The sequence below is a fragment of the uncultured Apibacter sp. genome, from assembly GCF_946479295.1.
GTDB lineage: Bacteria > Bacteroidota > Bacteroidia > Flavobacteriales > Weeksellaceae > Apibacter.
Genome location: NZ_CAMLFD010000001.1, coordinates 221,882 through 244,219 on the forward strand (window position 1 = coordinate 221,882; position 22,338 = coordinate 244,219).

A 22,338-nucleotide genomic window follows, 5' to 3' on the forward strand; every position below is an offset into this window, starting at 1 on the left:
TATAGGTATAGTAATTTACAGTATTTATACTGAATTTTTTATCTTTATCCAATCTATTATAAAGCGATCTATTTATGAATCATGAAATTATTTACCTTATTGCTTTACGAATGTGCCCATTAATTGGGGATGCTGCTATAAAAAAACTAATTTCTTATTTTGGAAGCGCGCAAAAAACATGGTTTGCTTCAACAGATGAATTGCTTTCAATATATCATATAGGACAAAAAACAATCCAGCATATTGGGAATAATTCCATTTTAGATGCTGCCCATAAGAACGTTGAATATTGTCTAAAGAATAATATTTGTATTACTCATTTATGGGACGAAACATATCCAATACTTTTAAAAGAATGCTCTGATGCTCCTGTTCTATTATATTACAAAGGAAATATAAATTGGAATTTACCGGCAATAAGCATTGTGGGGACACGAAAGATGACCTCTTATGGTGAAAATTTTACAAAGAGATTAGTAGAATCTTTTCAAAATAAAAAGATTAATATCATCAGTGGATTGGCTTTAGGTATTGATGGTTGTGCTCATAAAATAGCTTATGAACTAAAACTTCCAACGTTGGGAGTTTTAGCTCATGGGCTTTCAATTATTTATCCTCCTCAACATAAAGAATTAGCCAGAAAAATAACAGAAAATGGCGGAATTCTTACTGAGTTTTTACCCAATACAAAGCCTGAAAGGGCTAATTTTATACAACGAAACCGAATTATCGCAGGGCTCTCTTCTGCTACGGTAATAATTGAATCGGGATATGGAGGAGGCGCTATTTCCACTGTTAAATTCGCAAATTCTTATAATAGGGAAATATTTGCATTACCGGGAAAAATAACAGATATAAATAGTCAAGGATGCAATCAGCTTATTCGAAATCTTGAAGCGCAAATCATAACTCGGCCAGAAGACGTATTATCTTTGTATGGAGAAGATAATTTACAGAATTTGCAACAAGAGTTATGTTTTGATTTTACGGATCAAGAATTACGTGTTATTTCTTATCTAAAAGATAAAGGTAAAACTCAAATTGATACTTTATCATTGGAGCTGAATTTACCAACCTTTCAACTCATGCCGATATTATTAAATCTTGAACTTAAAAATATTATTGAAACATTCCCGGGTAAATATTTTAATTTGATTTAATATTTAATTTATTTTTAAATAAAATCAATAATAAAATAAAAAATATCAGATAAGATATATTAAAAGTAGCGGCCTCTAGCCAACTCTTTAAATCCGATGTCGGTAATAATGAGATCAAAGGTTTTTGATATAAAGTAATGAATACCGGAGTTATCAAACCCGCCCATCTCGGTAAAATAGTTTTTTTAAAGAAAACCATAAGAGAATACAATATCCAGCCAATAAACAAAACTATAATGGCAGGCTTCCAAGCTATATAAAATATTTTCATAAACCCAGATGCAGTTTTCAATAAATAAGTATGTGCAACTACATCTGTATGATAAATTGACTTATAAATTTCTCCTACAAAAAAGAAAACGGCATGTCCTAAAGGCATTAACATTACACTTAAGATGAGTACAAAATAGGTTAAATAAAAATACCATGTATTTTTATCTTTACAATATTGAATGGCTAACCAAATTGCCGGTAAAAATAATGAAGCTGTCATTGCTGCTATTAAAGCTCCAGACATCAATCTTTCAGTTGATCCTTGTAACATAAGTATGGAAAATTCTGGATCCACCTTGCCTACGTAATCTTTAGTAAATAACGGATAATCGTTTGGATCTACCGTAAAACCTGCAATAAGAATATCCCCCATAACCCAGCATATAGATGCTATAATTGCGGAAATAAAACATAATTTAACTTTAGTTGAATAAGTCATATGTTTAAATTAAAGTTAAACGTATAATTTTTGAGTTAATTTGCGAAAAATTTTCAATTAGTATTTAAATAATTGATTATATATTATGTTATTCATTAAAATGAGCGTTGGGGCTTAAATTAATTTTACAATTTTCTATTTTTATATTATTTATCTTTATAAGAAAATAATTAAAAGAATCTTAATTATTTTTGTTATTTAAATTTGTTTACGCATTGAGCATATAAAATAAGGTCGAATTACCTTTTGTCCATCTTCACTTATTACCTCATCATTATAATCTTTAAATTTTATATCATAAAATCCTGCTTTTTTACCAAATGAATCAATGGTATCTTTTTTATAAAATGTAAAACCTTTTTTTAGAAATGGTATCTTTTCAGCAAATTCCTTATCAATAAAAGTTAAGAAAAGATTACCATCAGGCTTTATCACTCGATGAATCTCTTTGAAAAAATCAATAGGGTTTTCGATAAAATAGATCGTGTTCAGAGATAAACATACATTAAAATAATTATCTTGAAAATCGTATTGAGATTGTCCGTCAATAATTGAAAATGATACCCTATTTTGTGTATGTTTTAATGAATTATAAGTAATAGCTTCATTAACCATAGTTTGGGAAATATCTACACCATAATAATAAATATTATTTTCTTTTTTAAACAAATAGTCTAAATGTTTTCCATTTCCAAATCCAATCTCTAAAATATAACTTCCTGACTTAAGATTTAGTGAATCAATAGTATTATAAATCATGGACTTATTAGACTTAAACATATTTTCGCCCGTCTCTAACCCTTTTTCTCCATGTGGACAACGAAGCTGATCAGCTAATTCTTCATATTTTAATTCTATTTTCATTATAGTTATAGTTTATTTTTTACAATTTGTTTATATATATTCTTAATTAATTGAAAATAAATCCTTTTTTGAGCTATAACAAAATCTATTATTTTGTTTTATTTATACATATAAGACTATTAATAATTAAGAATGATCCTAAATAATTTTTATTTTTGTAAATATATAAACATACTCAACAGAGTAGGGATGTAAAACGGAGTAAATTATCCGTAAAAGGGATAATTACAATAAACTTACAACAATGGCTTTTAGATTATATAATGACAAAGGGATTGAATTTTTTATTGAAAATGAAATTTTCAATACACCAACTAATTCAGATAAAGTTACACATCAAGTCATTTTCTTTATCAATCCACTAATAGGTAAAGGTTTCTTTAAAAAAATATTTATTAATGGAATACAAGTTGTATACGGCACTGGAACTTTAGCAGAAAAAACACTTTTTTGCTTTGATAACGATGAAGAATCGATTCATATGTTTTTCTTACTAAAAGGTAAAAGTACTACTTTTTCCGATAAATTGACCTTTAATGTGGGTTTTGAGGCTAATCAACATAACTTAATATATACAAACCATATTAGCGGAAAAATACAATGGGAAAGCAATGATTTTCAACTATGCGAAATAAATTTTAACCGTGAAATTTTTGAACGTTTTGTTCCCGAGGAAGAATTATTCGCTAATTTCAAAACTTCAATAGACGAAGGAAAGTCAGGAACTTTTAGTGTACATAATTTTTTCATCAAACCTCAAATGTATCAACTCATTCAAGATATCATTGATTGTGAAAGAAAAGGAGTTTATAAAAAAATGTTTTTGGAATCCAAAATTATTGAACTTCTACTATTGCAGTTGGAACAAATCTCTTCGCACGAAAACCATGTTCCTTCTATAAAGAAAAAAGACATTGAAAAAATCTATGCCGTTAAAGAGATAATTATAAAAAACCTCAACAAAAATATTTCACTTGTTGAATTAGCCCATCAAGTAGGTACTAACGAATTTATGTTAAAAAAAAATTTTAAACAATTATTTGGAACTACTGTATTTAGTTTTTGGAATGACGTAAAAATGGAACAAGCAAAATCAATGTTAATAAAGCAAGATATGAATATTAAAGAAATATCTGATTTAATCGGATATAAAAATCAAAGACATTTTGCCTCCGCATTTAAAAGAAAGTTCGGAATTTCTCCCAGTCAGTTAAAAAATAATACACGATATTTTTAATCAACTATAATATTTGAAATAAAATAGTATTATTTTAAGTTCATAAAATATCTTATTTAGTTAAAGTATGCTACCTTTCTTTTAGATTGACAATAAAATATTTTAAACCTAAATCGAACAGTATAAAAAATCTCAAAATAAAAATTAACACTTCATTATTAATATCTGGAATAATCTAGTGATAAGGAATGTTTTTTGAAATGAATTTAGAAAAAGGTCATTAAAACCTTATCAACTATAATTACCAAACTGCAACTTATCAACAGAAAAATATAAAATAGATAAATAATGAAAACAAAATGGACAACAGATCCCGCACATTCTGAGATCTTCTTTAAAGTTAAACATATGGTAATTTCAACTGTTACTGGGGAATTTACAAAGTTTCAAGGATCCGTAGAATCAGAAAATGATGATTTTACGAATGCAAAATTTGATTTTTCTATCGATACTGATTCTATAAATACTAAGATTAGTGATAGAGATTCTCATCTAAAATCTGAAGCTTTTTTTAATACTTCACATTACCCTAAAATTACTTTTAAAAGCGATTCGGGAATAAAGAATAATTCCATTACAGGTATTCTTACCATAAAAGAAGTTAGCAAAGAAATTACGTTGGATGCAGATTTTGGCGGGATTGTCAAGGATCCATGGAATAATAGACGCGCCGGATTTGAGTTTAGTGGAAAACTGAATCGCAAAGACTTCGGTTTAAATTGGAGTCAAGTGACAGAGGCCGGAGGCTTAGTAGTCAGTAATGAAGTCAGATTACTTATAAATCTTGAATTTATAGCACAATAAACATTTTTTAGAAACAGATTGATTTTATAGAATCAATCTGTTTTTACTTACTAATATGATTATCCAATATTTCTTTATCATAATTAGATTTTATCCAGTTAGCATTTAAATTCTAAAAAAAGATATAATTGATATTTCAATCGTTTATAAACATTTTTAAACTACCATAAACTAATCATGTTTTATGTATTTTTGTATTTAGGTAAATGTAAAAATGAAAATAGAAGAACTTATTAAAGAGAAAATTCTTATTTTAGATGGCGCCATGGGCACCATGATTCAATTATATAAATTGAAAGAAGAGGATTATAGAGGCAATAGGTTTATTAGCTGGAATAGAGATTTGAAGGGAAATAATGATCTATTATCAATTACTCAGCCTGAAATTATAAAAAAAATTCATTTGGAATATTTTGAGGCTGGAGCAGACATCATTGAAACAAATACATTTAATTCAAATCGGATATCTATGGCTGATTATGAAATGCAAGATTTTGTCCAAGAACTCAATCATGCTTCGGTTCAAGTAGCAAAAGAGGCTCGAGATGAATTTTGGAAAAAAAATGGTAAAAAGCCTTTATATATCGCAGGATCCATAGGTCCAACTTCAAAAACAGCTTCTATCTCTCCAGATGTTAATGATCCTGCCTATCGTGAAGTCGATTTTGATTATCTAGCCGAGATATATAAAGAACAAGCAACCTCATTAATTAATTCGGGTGCTGACCTACTATTAGTCGAAACCATTTTTGATACTTTGAATGCAAAAGCAGCATTTTTTGGTATTGAAGAAGCTTTTGATGAAACCGGTAAAAACCTCCCTTTGATGGCCTCAGGCACTATAACCGATGCTGCCGGAAGAACCTTATCGGGACAAACCACAGAAGCATTTCTTGTTTCTCTCTCACATTTACCCCTCTTATCTATCGGATTAAATTGCGCATTGGGAGCTGAACAATTATTACAATATTTAGAAATATTGGCTAAGAATGCTCCTTTTTACATCAGTGCATATCCCAACGCTGGATTACCTAACCCTTTAGGTGGATATGATGAAACTCCTCAAATGATGGCAGACAAGGTAAAATTATATTTAGAAAATCAATTGGTTAATATTTTAGGCGGATGTTGTGGCACTACTCCTGCACATATAAAACTATTCAGTGAACTAGCTGCTAATTATACTCCAAGACAAATTCCATCACTTATTTGACATATTCTTAATTGTAAAATATCTTACTTTTAACAATTACAAATATAAAAAGGGAGTTAAAGCATTAAATCTTTAACTCCTTAACATAAATATTGATAAATTATTCTCTATGTAAATTTATTTTACTTCAATTTGTTTAGGTGCAATTTCGGTTTGTTCTTTTTTGGGTAAAACCAATTTTAATACTCCGTCTTTATAGGAAGCATGTATTTTAGTTGCATCTATATTACTGTCATCTAAAGTAAAACTACGCTTAAAACTTGATTGGAAATACTCTGTCCTATGAGACTTTTTATTGTGTGTTTCAGTTTTTTTATCATAGCTGATAGTCAATAATCCTTTTTCTAGATTTACTTTAAAATCATCTTTTTTTAATCCCGGAGCATATAAATCTACCTCAAAATTTTCTTTATCTTCAGAAATATTTACTGGAGGAAATTTTAATTCTGCTCTATTCCATGCCGGAGCATTAGAAAAAAAATCATCTAATAAGTTTCCAAAACTCTTGCTGTTACTTTTAATTAAATCTGCCATAACTTTTTTTAATTTTTTAAGATTTATAATGAATGATTTTCAAATTACAGACCAAAAAATATAAAAAGCCATAATTAATTTATTGACAAGGATTTAAATCTAATATATTATTTTTTAAAATGACATTTTGTCATTAAAATCAATGATTATACAATAAATTAGGTAATTTTGTCGTTATAATTATATTAATTAAAATATTATTATATTTTATTTCATTTATAATACCTCTATGATTTTAGTATATTTACAATCTAATTTATTTTTTAATTTCTAGTTCAAATATTATTCATGGAAACCCTACATTATTTAATTGATTTCATTCTTCACATAAATATACACTTAAACGAATTAATGCGCAATTACGGCAATTGGGTATATGTGATTCTTTTCTTAATTATATTTTGCGAAACCGGCTTGGTGATTACCCCTTTTTTGCCGGGAGACTCATTATTATTTTCGGCGGGCGCTTTGGCTGCAGCTAGTGATGAATTTAGCATTTACTTATTAGCATTATTATTTGTTGTCGGTGCTATTGTCGGAGATACGGTTAATTTTGAAATTGGAAAATATTTTGGACATAAGCTTTTTAGCAATCCTAATTCCAAGATATTTAAGCAAAGTTATCTCCAAAAAACTCACAAATTTTATGAAAAACACGGAGGCAAAACTATTATTCTTGCAAGGTTTGTTCCTATTGTAAGAACATTTGCCCCTTTTGTTGCCGGAATGGGACGTATGAGCTATAAATATTTTATTTTCTACAATATTATCGGAGGCATTTTATGGGTATTTATTTTCTTATTCCTTGGATATTTTGTTGGTAACATCGAATGGGTAAAAAATAACCTACCTCTTTTAATGGTCTTAATAATCATCGTTTCCATTTTCCCTGGAATTTTTGAAATTTTAAGAAACAAATTGGTAAACAAAAAGGATAAATAAACTCATATATATTAAATTAAGAGTTTTTAATTAAAATTAAATTTTAATATATTTGTTTGTTTTTTATCCATTATTGGATAATTTGACAATAAAAATTTACAAAAACTCTTAAATTTTTATGAATATATCACGTTTTTTAAATCCCCTTCCTTTTATCTTATTTACATTAACAGGTATACTGTATCTGATTGGTTATCTTTTTGGAATAATTCCTGAAGCATTATTATTCGCTTGTCGTTGGTTATTTAACATTTCAATAATTATTTATGCTTTTAAAAAGAGAAATTTAACGATATGGATTTTTGTAGCTCTAATATTAGGTGCTTGTATAGGACATGATTTTCCCGCTATCAGCGGAAAATTAGACATATTAAGTAAAATATTTTTAAAATTAATAAAAACAATCATTGCTCCCCTTATATTTGCAACTCTTGTACATGGAATAGCAGGTCACTCAGATTTAAAGCAGGTAGGACGAATGGGCTGGAAATCTTTAGTTTACTTTGAAATCGTTACTACTTTTGCACTCTTTATAGGTTTAGCAGCCATTAATATTACACAAGCCGGTGTTGGCACGAAGAAAATAGATGTTATCCACGAAAAATTACCGGAAACTTCCTCCCAAAGTTGGGAAGATATTATTCTACATATTTTCCCTGAAAATGTAGCAAAATCGGTAGCTGAAGGACAGGTTTTACAAATTGTAGTTTTTAGTATTATTTTTGGAATTGCCCTAGCAATGGTTAGTGAAAAAAAGCGATCCTTTATGGTAAATTTCACAGATAGTCTGGCCGATACTATGTTCAAATTTACCAACATAATTATGTATTTTGCTCCATTCGGTGTATTTGGTGCTATGGCTTATACCATTTCCCATATGGGATTGGATGCTTTAATACCTCTTGTAAAACTTTTATTGACTTTATATGGAGCTTTAATTGTATTTATACTTATCGTATTCTTACCCATAGCTTTACTTATAAAATTGCCTATTAAAAGATTTATTCAAGAAATTAAAGATGTAGCTTTTTTAGCTTTTTCAACGGCTAGTTCCGAAGCTGCCTTACCCAAAGCAATGATCGCAATGGAAAGGTTGGGTGTTCCAAGAAAAATAATCGCTTTTGTAATGCCCACAGGATATAGTTTTAATCTAGATGGAACTACATTATATTTGTCTTTAGCCATTATATTTGTAGCGCAGGCAACTGGTGTTCATGTATCTTTTACTACCCAATTAATTATGGTACTTACTTTAATAATAACAAGTAAAGGAGTTGCCGGAGTACCACGTGCGTCTTTAGTTATCTTAATGGGCACAGCAACCACTTTCAATTTACAAGAATGGCCTATATTAATGATATTGGGAATAGATACTTTAATGGATATGGCTCGTGCGACAGTAAATGTTATTGGAAATTGTTTAGCTTCTGTAGTTATTGCTAAATGGGAAGGCGAATTTGATCCTAATACGGTAGAACAAAATCTTTTAGAAGAAAACAAAATACAAAACATCTAAATATTAGATTATTGATTAGTTTACAGATTCATATTAATACAATTAGACATATAAAATAAAGAAAATCAGTTTTTTTATATGAATAAAAACTGATTTTTCTTCTCATTGGACTTATTTTTTTATGAGGCTACTTAAAGTAATTAATGCTTCTTTAAAATTTAAAACAATTTTATATTACCTTAAATTTATGCTTGTTTTAAAAAAATTAATTATAAAGCGTAGATCAAAATAATCCCTTTAAAATTTTATTATTAGTTCTGAGATTTTCTCATTTTGAAAATTTAATTAAAAACAATACATGAGCTGTTTTTAATCAAATTTAATTAATATTAGCTTAAATAGATATCTAAAATATTAATTTTTTTGCATAGCTAATAATTACCATACAATTATATAAAGTTTTACTTATTACATATAAGGCATAAAAGCATTTATAACTATAGGCGGTATATCCAATAATTTATAATCTTTAGGAGAAACAAATATCAATTGTTGTTTTCCCTTTCCTAATAAATTTCCTGCAGAATCATAAACCTGATGTTCTAACGTTGCAATCTTACGATTATATTCTGAAACACGTATCTTAACACTAATCCTCTCAAATTCACGAGTTTCGGTAATATATTTATGCTCAAAAGACCGAGTCAATATCAAAAAGGTGGTATCTTTTAAATTAAAATCAGGCAATACATAATTAAAAAATAATTCTCTGGTCTTTCCTACCCATAAAGCATACACACCAAAATATACATTTCCCACGGAATTTGTATCAGAATAGGTTGCCATAAATGTATGCACAAACCATTTATCTTCAAAATGACTTCCTGTGCTTACCTCCAGCGTTTTTCCATTGATTGCCGTTTGTGTAGCTTTAGATAAATTTTTTAATACAGGTATTTCAGATGCTGCATCAATAACCTCTTCAACTTTTTCTTTTACAACTCTTAATAAATCAGTATTTAAAACTAACCAAAAAACATAAACAATTGGTAATATCGATCCTAAAATCATCAGCGATGCCATTTGCATAAAATATCCTCCTGCAAAAACTACTAAGGAAAGCGCTCCAATTGAAAAGAGCTTAACTTGTGGAAGCGAATGTTGTGAATTAGGAACAAAACATCTAGCTATACCCAAGGATGCATAGGCTACAAAAAAAGTCGCATAAAATACCATAAAATATTCCAGCTCGACATTAGCTAACACAGAAAATATGGTTATCAATCCTACCAAGATATAAGTAGGAATAGGTGAACCAGGAATTCCATTGGGAATCATTGACAAGACCGGACTAGTACTATTTTTAGAAATTTCTTTTAGAAACCATTGGGTTGATACATAGCCACTATCTAATGTTGTTAAAACTGCTAACATAATAAATAAATAATACGATAAGGGAACCCATTCAGGAAGTATGGATTGGAAATATATCATATAATCAACAATTAATTCATGACCATATCTTATTCCCCCTAACCCAACAGATGCCATATCCGAATGAAACCATTCACTATTAAAAACTAAACTTGCCAACAAACCGTGAAAAATAAGAAATAGAAAAAAAATAACGGAACCGAAAAAGTATCCGCTGCAAATATTACATCCTTCTTTTCTCATTTGTATCGCTCGGTGCCATTGTTGTAAATCAAGCCAAGGCCCTACAAAAAAACCTACCAGAATTGCAACCATGTATCCTAAAAAAATCGGTTTTCTAGTTTCTTCTTTGATCCATGCACTGTAGCTATAGACCTCTTTAGGCTGTAAATAAACCAGTAAAGAAACAATAATAACCAGTATGATTGAGCCAACAAATAAATGCCAATATTTTATAGATTTAATTGAAAATTCCTCGCCTATTAAACATGCAGCAGATATAACGAGGGAAACTACCAGCAACAGCGAAAAGATTTGTAATATATTCCCTTCATTTTCCCATCCCGGCCAATAAGAAACTAATAAGGGTATAAATAAATATTTTACTGTAGCAAATACTGTTAAAGTGAGAGCCAATAATTGATACAGATATAAACTGAGACGGAAAGGTTTAGACCATTTTTTAAAAAATCGCTCTAAAGATTCTTGTCCTTTATCTCGACAGGCGATCTTTTGAGTTCCGTAACCAAATAAAAATAGTCCAATTGAATTAAGAAAAGCAAAACTAAATAACCCAGTTAACCCGAATAAATAGGTTACTTGTACGGAAAAAAATAATCCTAATCCCCACAACCACGAAAGAGCAACTGAATTACCCCAAAAAAAAGTATTTAGAATTCTAGATTTCATTTATTTTCAATTTAAAGCCCAAGTTATAAATTTCATCTTTATAAAATATAAACTTTTCAAAAATAATGCATAAAAATTTTATTCTATTCTCATTATTCTTAAGAATACACTAGAAGATGTACATACAATTAATTTGTTTTTTTATAACTTAATATCGCAACTGAATTTAATACAATAGCAAAAATTATTATTACAAATAATTGATGTGATATATCAGCTAAGGTACTTCCTTTCATATAAACTAATCTTATTACTTCTATAAAATAACGTACAGGATTAAACATGGTAACAATTTGTGCCCATCTGGGCATGCTGCTGATAGGGGTATATATTCCCCCTAATAGAAAAAATATAATTATAATAAAAAATAATACAAACATCGCTTGTTGTTGCGTAGATGAATAATTAGATATGATCAATCCTAATCCTGTAAACGCAATGAGATAAAAAAAGCAAAAAATGTATATAATGTATATATGTCCAGAAGGAACTAGTCCATAAATAAGCCAGGCTATAGTCATCCCTAGAGTAAGTATGAACATTCCCATTCCCCAAAAAGGTATCAACTTTCCTATTATAAAAATGTACTTTGGAATAGGTGTAACATTGATTTGTTCAATTGTTCCAGCTTCTTTTTCTTTAACAATATTCAACGAAGAAAGAGCTCCGCCTATGATACTAAGCAACATAACCAAAATCCCCGGAACCATAAAATTACGATAATTCATTTCAATATTATACATATAATAAGGTTTAATAATGATCTTCCCCGAACTTTGAAACTGATTTTTCAAATCAAGATTATATGCTGCTAAAATTTGTCCTAAGTAAGAAGAACCCAGCCCCGCTTTCTGTCCATTTATGGCGTTTACAGATAGCATTACTTCGGCAGCTTTTTCCCTTATAAAAGTATTTTCAAAATCATGAGGAATTTCCAAAATCAAATCTGCCTGATTTCTCTCCACAATTTTCAAAGCCTCGGAATAGGAAGTGGAATAATCTGCTAATTTAAAATATCCGGAGGAGATCACTTTTTGTATCAATTTTCGAGAAGCAGTACTATGATCATTATCTATTACGCTTAATAATATATTTTTCTGCTCAAAGGTAGCCGCCCAAGGCAATATAAGTAATTGAAAAACAGGCATAAATAACACCATTCTTAATATAGTTTTATTCCTGAATATTTGAAGAAATTCTTTTTCCAATAAAAATTTTAACGCTCTCATAACCTGTTTTTAAACATTTTAACACTTATTACCAACAAAAAAAGGGTCATCCCAATAAGAATCAGACATTCCTTCCAGATAGCAAAAAATCCAAGTCCTTTTATCATTACATCCTTAACGGCAGTTATAAACCAAGTTGCAGGTAAAATGGTTGAGATAACTCTAAGCGGTAAAGGCATATTTTCTACCGGAAAAATAAGTCCTGAAAGTAATAAGGTAGGCAGCATCAATCCCATTGCTGAAATTAACATGGCCGCTTGTTGAGTTTCCGTAATAGAAGAGATCAATAGTCCCAGAGATAAAGTTGAAAGAATAAAAATTGTACATAAAAAAATTAGTAATACTAAATTTCCGGCAATTGGTACTTCTAAAATTGTTACAGATATGATTAATATAGAAAATACATCTATTAAAGATACTATAAAATAAGGAACCACTTTAGCTAACACAATACTGATAGGCTTTACCGGAGAGACAAGCAATATTTCCATCGTGCCTTGTTCTTTTTCTTTAACTATGGAAATAGAGGTCATCATACAACAAATAAGCATAAGTACCAGTCCCATAATTCCAGGCACAAAATTATATGCACTTTCCAACTGAGGATTATATAGCATTTTTACTTGGCTTTTAATTATATATGATCCTGAACCTAATTTATTCATTTGTTGATTTTGATAGTCCCCTATGATTTGTTGCAAATAACTAACAACGGTAGATGCTTCATTTGGATCAGATGCATCTACTATAAGTTGTACCTCACTAACTCCCTGATGATATAAATCTTTATCAAATCCTTGAGGAATTACTACGGCCAGTTTGGCTTTTCCTAAACGGAAGAATTGTTCTACCTCTTCTAATTTATTAAGGTAGCCGGTAAGATCAAAATATTTACTAGCATTTAATCGTTCAATTAATTGCCTTGATTCAATTGTTTTAGAATCATCTAAAACGATAAAAGAAGTATTTTTAATTTCAGTCGTTATCGCAAAGCCAAAAATCATAAGTAGAGCTATAGGCATTATTAAAAGCATAAGCATAGTTCGGAAATCACGTGTAATATGAAAGATTTCTTTTTTTATAAAGCTAAAAAATTGATTCATGCCTTTTACTATTATATTCCTTTTTATTACAATTATTTATTCCCTTTTTGCTCCCCTTGCTAGTAATTGAAAAACTTCATCCATCGTATCAACTTGATATTTTTGACGAAGACCTGAGGGGGTATCCAAAGCCACTATTTTACTGTTAACCATAATTGAAACCCGATTGCAATATTCTGCCTCGTCCATATAATGAGTAGTTACAAAAATAGTTATGCCATTTGTAGAAGCCTGATATATCATTTCCCAAAATGTCCTTCGGGCTATAGGGTCTACCCCACCGGTAGGCTCATCTAAAAAAACGATTTCTGGTGAATGAAAAGTGGATACTGCGAATGAAACTTTTTGTTTAATTCCTAAAGGCAACGATTTAACTAAGGTATCTCGTTCTGCTTCTAATGTAAGTTCACGTAAAGACACTTCGGTTTTTAGCTTTATATCTTTCGAACTCATACCGTAAATTCCACCAAACACACGCATATTTTCTTTTATAGTAAGATCTTCATATAATGAAAACTTCTGACTCATATATCCTATATTCTTCTTTATTTTATCAGCATCTTTATAAATATCATATCCTGCCACTTTTCCCTCCCCCGAAGTAGGACTCAACAAACCGCACAACATCTTAATGGCTGTTGTTTTTCCTGCTCCGTTAGCCCCTAAAAACCCAAAAATTTCACCTTTAGAAACTTCAAAACTGATATGATTAACCGCTGTAAAATCTCCAAATTTTTTAGTTAATTCTTTCGTTACTATTGACTTCATTCTTTTTCATTAAATAAATAAAACAATCTTCAATTCCCGGCTGTATTTCTTTAATTTCAGCACCGGCTATTTCTGTCATTTCTTTTTTGAACGTTACATGTAAATATTCACCGAATATATAACAGCTGTTAATTTCTTTTTGATTACGCAAATGCAAAAGAAGCTTATAATTATTCTCTGATCTCACAGCGTATAGCTTAAAAGGATATTCATTAGTAATTTGTATAGGAGTATTTACAGAAAGTATCTTACCTCCCTGAATTAATGCAATTTTATCACATAAACTGGCCTCATCCATATATGGTGTAGAAACCATAATCGTGATATTTTGTTCTTTAAGTCGAGTCAGCATATCCCAAAATTCTTTACGTGAAACCGGATCTACTCCTGTAGTTGGCTCATCTAAAAATAAAACTGAAGGCTTATGGATTAACGCACAACATAAAGCAAGTTTTTGCTTCATTCCTCCGGAAAGTTTACCTGCTCTTCTTTTCTTAAATGGTTCTATTTGAATATAAATATCTTTAATTAAATCATAGTTCTCATCTACAGTAGTATTAAAAACCTGAGCAAAAAAATTGAGATTTTCTTCAATAGTTAGATCTTGATACAGAGAAAATTTACCCGGCATATAGCCAACAATTTCGCGTATTCTTGAAAAATCTTTTTTAACATCAAATCCCTCCACTGTTGCTTCTCCCCTATCTGCTACTAATAAGGTAGTCAATATTCTGAATAGCGTCGTTTTTCCTGCTCCATCCGGCCCAATCAAACCAAATAGCTCTCCTTTATTTATTTGGATGGAAATATCTTGTAAAGCTTTTACCGGAACTTTTCCCGTATAAGTCTTTGAAATATTTTGTATTGAAATAGTATTCATTATCTTTTGCTAAAAAAGATTTTGTAATTATTCTTCCCTAAATTTTGAAGCTGATATTAATTTTATCTAAAATCCACATCTCCATACATACCAATCTTAATCAGTCCATCTGTATTGGTAACAGCAATTTTTACTGCGTACACCAAATTTTGACGTTCATCTTTTGTCTGAATAGTTTTCGGAGTAAATTCTGCTTTATCGGATATCCATGTTATAGTTCCCGGATATGACTTTTGTTTATCTTCATTAATATTTATAAAAACAGTTACCTTTTCACCAATCTTTACTTTTTCTAATTGTTCAGAAACTATATAGGCACGTAAAAACAAATTTTTTGTATCTGCGATTTTATAAAGTGCTTTTCCTTGAGTCACTACTTCCTTCTCTTCCACATATTTATTCAATACAGTTCCCTGAATCGGATTTATGATTTTGCATTTTCTTAATTGATCTTCTATTTGCGATACTTGAACATTATTTGTATTACTTTCTTCATCCAGTCCGTTTACTGAAGTTGAAAGCGTATTGACTTGAGCATTTAAAGATTTTTTAAGAACTTCAATCTGAGAATTAGCATCATCAAGTTCTTTTTGGGTTGCCGCATTATCTGCCAACAATCTTTGGATTCTCCTTCTTTCAAATTCGGCTTTAGCAATTTGCTCTTTAATAGAGGATACTTGAACAGAGATATCAGGCTTTTTTACCTGAATTGCTTTATTTGTAGCAAGAAGCTGTTTCTTCTTCAAATACAGCTGAATACTGTCAATATAGCCCACATATTGTCCTTTAGTTAATATATCTCCTTCTATAATTTGAAATGATTCCAATTTCCCATTGGCTTCTGATGAAACAATTACTTCGGTAGATTCGAATGTCCCAGATGCATCATGCTCAAATTTATTTCGATTACAGGAAAACATAATCATAAATGTTCCTATGGCTAATATTATAGACTGTTTCATATTTCTAATTTCCTTGTGTATATTTATAATTATAGATACTTTGTAAAAATTGCATTTCATGTAAAGATTGTGTTACACGTGCTTTATTTTCAGCATTGATATCTTGTATCAGATCGTTCATTTGATAAATACCATTTTTATATTTACTTTCTCCTGCTATTTTTACGCGATTCCTCAGCTGAATAATTTCTTTATCTTTAACCATAAGCATTTTATATTTAACTATTTCATTTTGAATTTGCGTTAATTGCACATTTGTATTAAATAAAAAGGTTTCTTTTTGCGTTTCTAACGAATTCATTTCATTCTTTATCAATCTATATTCATTTTTTTTAGTATATAAATTACCGAAATTCCAACTTAATCGCACTCCTCCTACCGCATAAGTCCTAAAATCCGAATTCAGCATATTCAACCCCGGTCTTCCAAAACCTCCTTGGGCGAAAAGTGAAAATTTAGGCATATTTTTAGCTTTAATAGAGCTTTCTTGAGATTCATATAACAAATTCTGCTTCTCATACATTTTAAGCTCCGGACGATTAATTTCTTCGCTAAAATCTATATTGTTATCAGGAAGAATAAGCTTTGCCTTTTCACTTATTTCTTCATGAATAAATAAAGAAAGCATATTTATATAAGCTATTCGTAGAGTTGTTAATTCAATCCTTTTTTGATCGGTATTTAATAATTCGACTCTAATTAAATCCTGATCGGAAACCATGGCTACTCCATTTTTCAACATTGCACTCACTAGTTCGTAATTGGTTTGTAAATCAGAAGTTAATACATCAAGCTGTTTTAATTGCTCATCAATAGTAAGAATTCCAAAATACAATTGGTTAATTTTATCTCTTATTGAATATAAGTTTACTTCAAGTTTTTGTTTTTCGAAATCTGAGTTTGCTTGCGTAATTTTACTCTGCGATCTTGTAGCTCCGCCATCCCATATTAATTGTGATACGTCTAGTGTTATCTTATACTGATCCTTATTCATTTCAGGAATATGTATTCCCGGAATTTTTACTGGAATTTTAGTTACTTCGGACTGATATGTAGCCTGCCCTCCCAATGAAACCTGAGGCAAATAATTCTTAGCCAAGTTATCTAAATTATAATCTTTAGCCAACGATATTAAATCATATTGTCGTATTAATGGATAATTATCCTTTGCTTTTCTCTGACATTCCTCAAGACTTATTTCCTGAATTTGAGAAAACAATAGACATGGAAATAAGCATATTTGCAATAAGATGTGTATTTTTGTTTTCATAAACTCATTATTATTCTAGCTTTAACATTGATTTTAACCATATTGGTACTAATATTTTCCGCTCTTCTATGAAATGTTCATATTTTTTTTCATCCATTTTATTAAAATATTTCAAACTTGGACGTCCTATTATTGGAAAAATGGATAGGGAAATCAAATTCATAAAAAAATGTAGAGCAGTAAAGTTTAATTTTTCTTTAGCTATTTGTTCATTTATTTGTTTAAACATATAACTATCTTTTATAAATCCCGTTGGAATTTTAATTTTATCGTATAGAAATTGTGGATTTACCTGTAACTCACTAAACAAAAAAATGGGTAATTCAGGATTTTTAGATAGCCCTTCTATATATCTACACACAGCCGCATCAATCTTCTCAGATAAATTTGTATCATTATTATTAATAATATTATCTATATAAGAAAACATTTCTTGGATACATTCTTTCATTACTATTTCAAATAAATTTTCTTTACTTCTATAATAATAATTTAATAGAGCTAGATTTATATTGGCTTCTTTTGCTATATCTCGAGTTCGCGTCATACCAAAACCTTTTTTTATAAAAACACGCTTTGCTGCTTCCTTAATTTTTTGCTCTGTAGATATATCTTTTACCATATATTAATTTTTCATTTCCAAAATTATCAATTAACTTATTGCAATTGTATTGCATTTTTTATACCACCAACAAATTTTAAAATAAATATATTTAATTTTTTGATTTAATCAAATGTTTAATTTATTTTTCATTTCTCTAGATGTATTTATAGAAATTATTTTTTTATGTTCTTAATATGCCTATTTCAAATTTTGAAATGATAAAACAACATTAAAAAAAATAAGAATATTAAAAAAAATAAATAATTATTACAATAAATTATTATATTCAATTATCAAATCGATATATTATTGAAAAAAAACATCGATTTAGATAAAATTTCACTATAAATAACAGAGATATAAGAATATAAACTTATAAAATCTAAATTTTGTTAGTTCATACTATTTAATGTAAATTTGCATGTCAAATTGTAAAGGATGAAAGAATTTAGTAAAGAAGTATACCTCAAGTGGTTTGAGGATATGACTATGTGGAGAAGATTTGAAGACAAAGCTCGTTCTCTATATTTAAAAGATAAAATCAGAGGTTTTTTGCATTTATATAATGGTCAGGAAGCTATTGCAGCAGGTTTTACACATGCAATGGATATCGCAAAAGACAAGATCATTACCTCTTATCGTTGTCATGCTCACGCATTAGCTATGGGATTAGATCCTAAAGTAGCTATGTCAGAATTATGCGGTAAAGCCACTGGTTCCTCTCAGGGTTTGGGTGGATCTATGCACCTATTTAGTCGTGAACACAATGTGTATGGTGGTCACGGAATAGTAGGTGGTCATATTCCATTAGGTGCCGGTATAGCTTTTGCCGACAAGTACTTTGAACGTGATGGAGTAACTATTTGCTACATGGGTGACGGTGCAGTAAGACAAGGCACCCTACATGAAACTTTCAATATGGCTATGAACTGGAAATTACCAGTTGTATTTGTTTGTGAAAACAACCAATACGCAATGGGTACTTCAGTTGAAAGAACCACCAACAATTTAGATATTTATCAATTAGGTTTAGGATATGAAATGCCTTGCGCTCCGGTAGATGGAATGAACCCTGAAACCGTTGCTGAAGCAGCATTTGAAGCTATAGAAAGGGCTAGAAGAGGTGACGGTCCTACTTTCCTTGAAGCAAGAACTTATCGTTTTAGAGGACACTCCATGTCTGATGCAGAACCTTATAGAACAAAAGAAGAAGTTGAAGAGCACAAAAAAGAAGATCCTATTCTTCTTGTTAAACATAAAATCTTGTCTAATAATTGGGCTAGCATGGAAGAATTAGACCAAATAGATAAAAGAATTAAGGATGAAATGAACGAAGTAGGTAAGTTTGCAGAAGATGCTCCTTATGCAAATGATGACGTATTATATAAATATATCTATTCAGAACCAAATTATCCTTTTTTAGATAAATTAGAAAACCAATAAAAACACGAATCAAAACCAAATTATGGCTGAAGTTATAAAAATGCCCCGTCTAAGTGATACTATGACTGAGGGTAAAGTATCAAAATGGAATCTTAATGTAGGAGATCCTGTAAAAGAAGGAGATATCTTAGCAGAAATAGAAACAGATAAAGCGGTTCAGGATTTTGATTATGACGGTGATGATGGTATTCTCCTATACCAAGGAGTAAAAGAAGGTGATGCAGCACCGGTAGAATCGTTATTAGCTATCGTTGGGAAAGCTGGAGAGGACATTAGCTCATTAATCGGAGGAGCTGCAAATACTAATACTTCAAATTCCGAATCTACTATAGCTAGTGAAACTACCAATACTAATCCAACCCCTTCATCTTCCGCTTCAGTAGAAATTCCTAAAGACGTGGAAATCATTAAAGTTCCAAGACTTAGTGATACTATGACAGAAGGTAAAGTTTCTAAATGGAACGTAAACGTTGGAGATAGTATAAAAGAAGGAGACATCATTGCAGAAATAGAAACAGACAAAGCAGTTCAGGATTTTGAATATGATGGAAACGGAGGTGTTTTACTATATCAAGGAGTAAAAGAAGGTGACTCTGCCCCTATTGAATCTTTATTAGCTATTGTGGGTCCTGCAGGGACCGACGTTAGCGGTATTATTGCTGGAGGTGGTTCAGCCTCTGCTTCAGCTCCGAAACCGACATCTGCTGAATCTGCTGTGGTTGCCAATAATGAGAAAAAAGCATCTTCTGAAACTAATACGATTTCATCTAATGGTAAAATATTCGCTTCTCCTCTAGCAAAAAAAATAGCAAATGAAAAAGGAATAAGTTTGGAGCAGGTAAAAGGAAGTGGAGATAATGGAAGAATTATTCGAAAAGACGTTGAAAATTTTGTTCCATCTGCTAATACTAATGTAAGTCCTGCTACATCTTCTTCATCCAAACCGTCAACGGTAGTTCCGCAAATAACACCAGGTGTGGATAGTGAAACCCCCAATTCATCCATGAGAAATGCTATTGCTAAAAGCCTTAGTCATAGCCTATTTACAGCCCCTCATTACAACCTTGTATTTGAGATCAACATGGATAATGCAATAGAAGCAAGAAAAGCTATTAACAGTCTTCCTGATACCAAAGTCTCTTTTAACGACATTGTGATTAAAGCTGTTGCTATATCTTTAAGAAAACATCCACAAATTAATAGTACATGGTCTGATACAAAAATCATCCATCGTGGAAATATTAATATAGGTGTTGCTGTTGCTGTTGAAGACGGATTAGTTGTTCCGGTAATTAAAAATACAGATTACTTATCTCTAACTCAAATATCATCTGCAGTTAAAGATTTAGCCGGAAGAGCTAGAGATAAAAAATTAAAAGCTAATGAAATGGATGGATCTACTTTCACAATTTCCAATCTTGGAATGTTCGGAGTAGAATCTTTCAATTCGATTATAAATCAACCGAACTCTTGTATTTTATCCGTTGGAGCTATTATTCAAAAACCAGTAGTTAAAAACGGTCAAATTGTAGTAGGTAATGTAATGCAAATATCATTAGCATGTGACCATCGAGTAGTAGATGGTGCTACGGGAGCGCAATTTTTACAAACACTTAAATTGTATCTTGAAAATCCAGTATCCTTATTGGCATAATGATATTAAAATATAAAAAAACACTCAGTTCTTTTATGAATTGAGTGTTTTTTTTTACCTTTATTGACCTATACCTAACTTATTTACAAGCACTATGTCAATATCTAATTATACTTTTACGATGATAAAGCCCGATGCTATTTCAAAAGGCTTAACGAGCACAATTTTAAAAGATATCACTGATGCCGGATTTATTATAACGGCACTTAAACTTACTTCTCTTACTAAAACGGAAGCTGAAAAATTTTATTCAATACATCAAGATAAGCCTTTTTTTGATGATTTAGTAAGTTTTATGACTTCCGGACCTATTGTTGCTGCCATTTTAAAAAAGGAAAATGCTGTTGAAGATTTTAGAAGGTTACTAGGTGCTACCAATCCTGAAAAAGCTGAAGAAGGTACACTTCGAAAAAAATATGCAGAAAGCATGCAACGAAATGCTATTCATGGTTCTGATAGCGATGAAAATGCAATTATCGAAGCTCACTTTCATTTTGCAGAGAAAGAAATTTATTCTTTCTTATAAAAATACTATCACTTATATTTTTGAATTTATATAAATTATATCATATTTTCTAATTCTTTAGAACCTTGTTATAAATTATTAGTAACTTAGGTGCACACAATAAATACTGAGATGATAAAAGAAATGAAGGTAAAATATGAAGAATATTCTACTTGGAATGAATTATCTAAAGATGATCTTCTTTTAGTTAACAAGGCTAAAGAGGCAAGAAATTTTGCCTATGCCAACTATTCTAAATTTAAAGTCGGAGCTGCAATACTACTGGATAACGGAATAATATTAACCGGAAATAACCAAGAAAATGCAGCATATCCAAGTGGCTTGTGTGCGGAAAGAACAGCAATTTTTTATACTATTGCCAATTATCCTTCTTCTAAAATAGTAAGAATGGCTGTAGTAGCAGGAAAAGATGATACAAATTCGATTCCCATATCACCCTGTGGAGCCTGTAGACAAGTATTGTTAGAATATGAAAACAGACAAAAAAAACCTATTGAATTTCTTTTTACTGGTATGAAGGGTAAAGTAATAAAATTTTTCCAATGCGCAGATTTTCTTCCTTTTTTTTTCGATGAAAACTCATTGTAAATTATATAATTTTTAACACTTATAAAATATTTAGTAAAAAAATAAA

General features: G+C 30.1%; 21 protein-coding genes. 10 read left to right on the top strand and 11 right to left on the bottom strand.

What is annotated here, in order from left to right; genetic code table 11:
- Positions 1-74: 74 nt before the first annotated feature.
- A complete protein-coding gene (gene dprA / locus Q0T35_RS01095; RefSeq protein WP_295840529.1) occupies positions 75-1,160 on the top strand; it encodes a DNA-processing protein DprA in 1,086 nt (361 codons plus the stop codon).
- Here the strand turns inward: dprA and Q0T35_RS01100 are convergent.
- Both Q0T35_RS01100 and Q0T35_RS01105 read right to left on the bottom strand, forming a co-directional pair.
- Positions 1,147-1,872, bottom strand: coding sequence for a DUF6796 family protein (locus Q0T35_RS01100; protein ID WP_295840531.1), 726 nt, complete (start codon positions 1,870-1,872; stop codon positions 1,147-1,149). The two genes, dprA and Q0T35_RS01100, sit on opposite strands and share 14 nt — an antisense overlap.
- A 198-nt stretch (positions 1,873-2,070) precedes the next feature.
- Positions 2,071-2,736 (bottom strand): class I SAM-dependent methyltransferase, encoded by a 666-nt coding sequence (locus Q0T35_RS01105; protein WP_295840535.1) that lies wholly within the window; start codon positions 2,734-2,736, stop codon positions 2,071-2,073.
- 244 nt (positions 2,737-2,980) lie between these two features.
- On the opposite strand from Q0T35_RS01105, the gene Q0T35_RS01110 reads away from it, so the two are divergent.
- From Q0T35_RS01110 to Q0T35_RS01120, 3 genes are all read left to right on the top strand, one after another.
- Positions 2,981-3,973, top strand: a complete 993-nt coding sequence (locus Q0T35_RS01110; protein ID WP_295840537.1) for an AraC family transcriptional regulator — start codon at positions 2,981-2,983, stop codon at positions 3,971-3,973.
- 288 nt (positions 3,974-4,261) lie between these two features.
- A complete protein-coding gene (locus tag Q0T35_RS01115) occupies positions 4,262-4,777 on the top strand; it encodes a YceI family protein (RefSeq protein ID WP_293916698.1) in 516 nt (171 codons plus the stop codon).
- Positions 4,778-4,991: 214 nt separating this feature from the next.
- Positions 4,992-5,990 (top strand): homocysteine S-methyltransferase family protein, encoded by a 999-nt coding sequence (locus Q0T35_RS01120; protein ID WP_293916695.1) that lies wholly within the window; start codon positions 4,992-4,994, stop codon positions 5,988-5,990.
- Between the two features lie 117 nt (positions 5,991-6,107).
- On the opposite strand, the gene Q0T35_RS01125 is transcribed toward Q0T35_RS01120, so the two are convergent.
- Positions 6,108-6,524 carry an Hsp20/alpha crystallin family protein gene (locus Q0T35_RS01125; RefSeq protein ID WP_293916693.1) on the bottom strand — a complete coding sequence of 139 codons (417 nt, stop codon included), beginning with the start codon at positions 6,522-6,524 and terminating at the stop codon, positions 6,108-6,110.
- 288 nt (positions 6,525-6,812) lie between these two features.
- Here Q0T35_RS01125 and Q0T35_RS01130 point away from each other — a divergent pair, with 288 nt between their 5' ends.
- Both Q0T35_RS01130 and Q0T35_RS01135 read left to right on the top strand, forming a co-directional pair.
- A complete protein-coding gene (locus Q0T35_RS01130; protein ID WP_293916691.1) occupies positions 6,813-7,466 on the top strand; it encodes a DedA family protein in 654 nt (217 codons plus the stop codon).
- 118 nt (positions 7,467-7,584) lie between these two features.
- Positions 7,585-8,982, top strand: coding sequence for a cation:dicarboxylase symporter family transporter (locus Q0T35_RS01135; protein ID WP_295840539.1), 1,398 nt, complete (start codon positions 7,585-7,587; stop codon positions 8,980-8,982).
- A gap of 408 nt (positions 8,983-9,390) precedes the next feature.
- Here Q0T35_RS01135 and Q0T35_RS01140 read toward each other — a convergent pair whose 3' ends face one another.
- The 8 genes from Q0T35_RS01140 to Q0T35_RS01175 form a co-directional block, all read right to left on the bottom strand.
- A complete protein-coding gene (locus Q0T35_RS01140) occupies positions 9,391-11,265 on the bottom strand; it encodes a thioesterase family protein (protein ID WP_293916688.1) in 1,875 nt (624 codons plus the stop codon).
- Between the two features lie 128 nt (positions 11,266-11,393).
- Positions 11,394-12,494, bottom strand: a complete 1,101-nt coding sequence (locus tag Q0T35_RS01145; RefSeq protein WP_293916686.1) for an ABC transporter permease — start codon at positions 12,492-12,494, stop codon at positions 11,394-11,396.
- On the bottom strand, positions 12,491-13,597 hold the full coding sequence (locus Q0T35_RS01150) for an ABC transporter permease (RefSeq protein ID WP_293916684.1): 1,107 nt from the start codon (positions 13,595-13,597) through the stop codon (positions 12,491-12,493). The genes Q0T35_RS01145 and Q0T35_RS01150 overlap by 4 nt, the downstream gene beginning before the upstream one ends.
- A gap of 36 nt (positions 13,598-13,633) precedes the next feature.
- The gene (locus Q0T35_RS01155) at positions 13,634-14,365 is read right to left on the bottom strand and encodes an ABC transporter ATP-binding protein (RefSeq protein ID WP_293916682.1); all 732 of its coding nucleotides are present in this window, start codon (positions 14,363-14,365) and stop codon (positions 13,634-13,636) included.
- The gene (locus Q0T35_RS01160; RefSeq protein WP_293916680.1) at positions 14,334-15,245 is read right to left on the bottom strand and encodes an ABC transporter ATP-binding protein; all 912 of its coding nucleotides are present in this window, start codon (positions 15,243-15,245) and stop codon (positions 14,334-14,336) included. The genes Q0T35_RS01155 and Q0T35_RS01160 overlap by 32 nt, the downstream gene beginning before the upstream one ends.
- Before the next feature lie 62 nt (positions 15,246-15,307).
- Positions 15,308-16,207 (bottom strand): HlyD family efflux transporter periplasmic adaptor subunit, encoded by a 900-nt coding sequence (locus tag Q0T35_RS01165; RefSeq protein ID WP_295840542.1) that lies wholly within the window; start codon positions 16,205-16,207, stop codon positions 15,308-15,310.
- 4 nt (positions 16,208-16,211) lie between these two features.
- Positions 16,212-17,477: a TolC family protein gene (locus tag Q0T35_RS01170; protein WP_295840545.1), complete on the bottom strand. Its 1,266-nt coding sequence runs from the start codon at positions 17,475-17,477 to the stop codon at positions 16,212-16,214.
- Positions 17,478-17,487: 10 nt separating this feature from the next.
- Positions 17,488-18,099: a TetR/AcrR family transcriptional regulator gene (locus Q0T35_RS01175; RefSeq protein ID WP_295840547.1), complete on the bottom strand. Its 612-nt coding sequence runs from the start codon at positions 18,097-18,099 to the stop codon at positions 17,488-17,490.
- 420 nt (positions 18,100-18,519) lie between these two features.
- On the opposite strand from Q0T35_RS01175, the gene pdhA reads away from it, so the two are divergent.
- From pdhA to cdd, 4 genes are all read left to right on the top strand, one after another.
- Positions 18,520-19,524, top strand: a complete 1,005-nt coding sequence (gene pdhA / locus Q0T35_RS01180; protein WP_295840550.1) for a pyruvate dehydrogenase (acetyl-transferring) E1 component subunit alpha — start codon at positions 18,520-18,522, stop codon at positions 19,522-19,524.
- 22 nt (positions 19,525-19,546) lie between these two features.
- On the top strand, positions 19,547-21,178 hold the full coding sequence (locus Q0T35_RS01185; RefSeq protein ID WP_293916671.1) for a 2-oxo acid dehydrogenase subunit E2: 1,632 nt from the start codon (positions 19,547-19,549) through the stop codon (positions 21,176-21,178).
- 94 nt (positions 21,179-21,272) lie between these two features.
- On the top strand, positions 21,273-21,704 hold the full coding sequence (locus Q0T35_RS01190) for a nucleoside-diphosphate kinase (RefSeq protein ID WP_293916669.1): 432 nt from the start codon (positions 21,273-21,275) through the stop codon (positions 21,702-21,704).
- 111 nt (positions 21,705-21,815) lie between these two features.
- Complete coding sequence (gene cdd, locus Q0T35_RS01195; protein WP_295840552.1) at positions 21,816-22,292, top strand: cytidine deaminase; 477 nt, start codon at positions 21,816-21,818, stop codon at positions 22,290-22,292.
- The last annotated feature ends 46 nt before the right edge of the window (positions 22,293-22,338 follow it).

Excerpts from the sequence above, each read along its gene's own strand:
- dprA (WP_295840529.1), top strand. The coding sequence starts at position 75 with ATGAATCATGAAATTATTTACCTTATTGCTTTACGAATGTGCCCATTA.
- Q0T35_RS01100 (WP_295840531.1), bottom strand. The coding sequence starts at position 1,872 with ATGACTTATTCAACTAAAGTTAAATTATGTTTTATTTCCGCAATTATA.
- Q0T35_RS01105 (WP_295840535.1), bottom strand. The coding sequence starts at position 2,736 with ATGAAAATAGAATTAAAATATGAAGAATTAGCTGATCAGCTTCGTTGT.
- Q0T35_RS01110 (WP_295840537.1), top strand. The coding sequence starts at position 2,981 with ATGGCTTTTAGATTATATAATGACAAAGGGATTGAATTTTTTATTGAA.
- Q0T35_RS01115 (WP_293916698.1), top strand. The coding sequence starts at position 4,262 with ATGAAAACAAAATGGACAACAGATCCCGCACATTCTGAGATCTTCTTT.
- Q0T35_RS01120 (WP_293916695.1), top strand. The coding sequence starts at position 4,992 with ATGAAAATAGAAGAACTTATTAAAGAGAAAATTCTTATTTTAGATGGC.
- Q0T35_RS01125 (WP_293916693.1), bottom strand. The coding sequence starts at position 6,524 with ATGGCAGATTTAATTAAAAGTAACAGCAAGAGTTTTGGAAACTTATTA.
- Q0T35_RS01130 (WP_293916691.1), top strand. The coding sequence starts at position 6,813 with ATGGAAACCCTACATTATTTAATTGATTTCATTCTTCACATAAATATA.
- Q0T35_RS01135 (WP_295840539.1), top strand. The coding sequence starts at position 7,585 with ATGAATATATCACGTTTTTTAAATCCCCTTCCTTTTATCTTATTTACA.
- Q0T35_RS01140 (WP_293916688.1), bottom strand. The coding sequence starts at position 11,265 with ATGAAATCTAGAATTCTAAATACTTTTTTTTGGGGTAATTCAGTTGCT.
- Q0T35_RS01145 (WP_293916686.1), bottom strand. The coding sequence starts at position 12,494 with ATGAGAGCGTTAAAATTTTTATTGGAAAAAGAATTTCTTCAAATATTC.
- Q0T35_RS01150 (WP_293916684.1), bottom strand. The coding sequence starts at position 13,597 with ATGAATCAATTTTTTAGCTTTATAAAAAAAGAAATCTTTCATATTACA.
- Q0T35_RS01155 (WP_293916682.1), bottom strand. The coding sequence starts at position 14,365 with ATGAAGTCAATAGTAACGAAAGAATTAACTAAAAAATTTGGAGATTTT.
- Q0T35_RS01160 (WP_293916680.1), bottom strand. The coding sequence starts at position 15,245 with ATGAATACTATTTCAATACAAAATATTTCAAAGACTTATACGGGAAAA.
- Q0T35_RS01165 (WP_295840542.1), bottom strand. The coding sequence starts at position 16,207 with ATGAAACAGTCTATAATATTAGCCATAGGAACATTTATGATTATGTTT.
- Q0T35_RS01170 (WP_295840545.1), bottom strand. The coding sequence starts at position 17,477 with ATGAAAACAAAAATACACATCTTATTGCAAATATGCTTATTTCCATGT.
- Q0T35_RS01175 (WP_295840547.1), bottom strand. The coding sequence starts at position 18,099 with ATGGTAAAAGATATATCTACAGAGCAAAAAATTAAGGAAGCAGCAAAG.
- pdhA (WP_295840550.1), top strand. The coding sequence starts at position 18,520 with ATGAAAGAATTTAGTAAAGAAGTATACCTCAAGTGGTTTGAGGATATG.
- Q0T35_RS01185 (WP_293916671.1), top strand. The coding sequence starts at position 19,547 with ATGGCTGAAGTTATAAAAATGCCCCGTCTAAGTGATACTATGACTGAG.
- Q0T35_RS01190 (WP_293916669.1), top strand. The coding sequence starts at position 21,273 with ATGTCAATATCTAATTATACTTTTACGATGATAAAGCCCGATGCTATT.
- cdd (WP_295840552.1), top strand. The coding sequence starts at position 21,816 with ATGATAAAAGAAATGAAGGTAAAATATGAAGAATATTCTACTTGGAAT.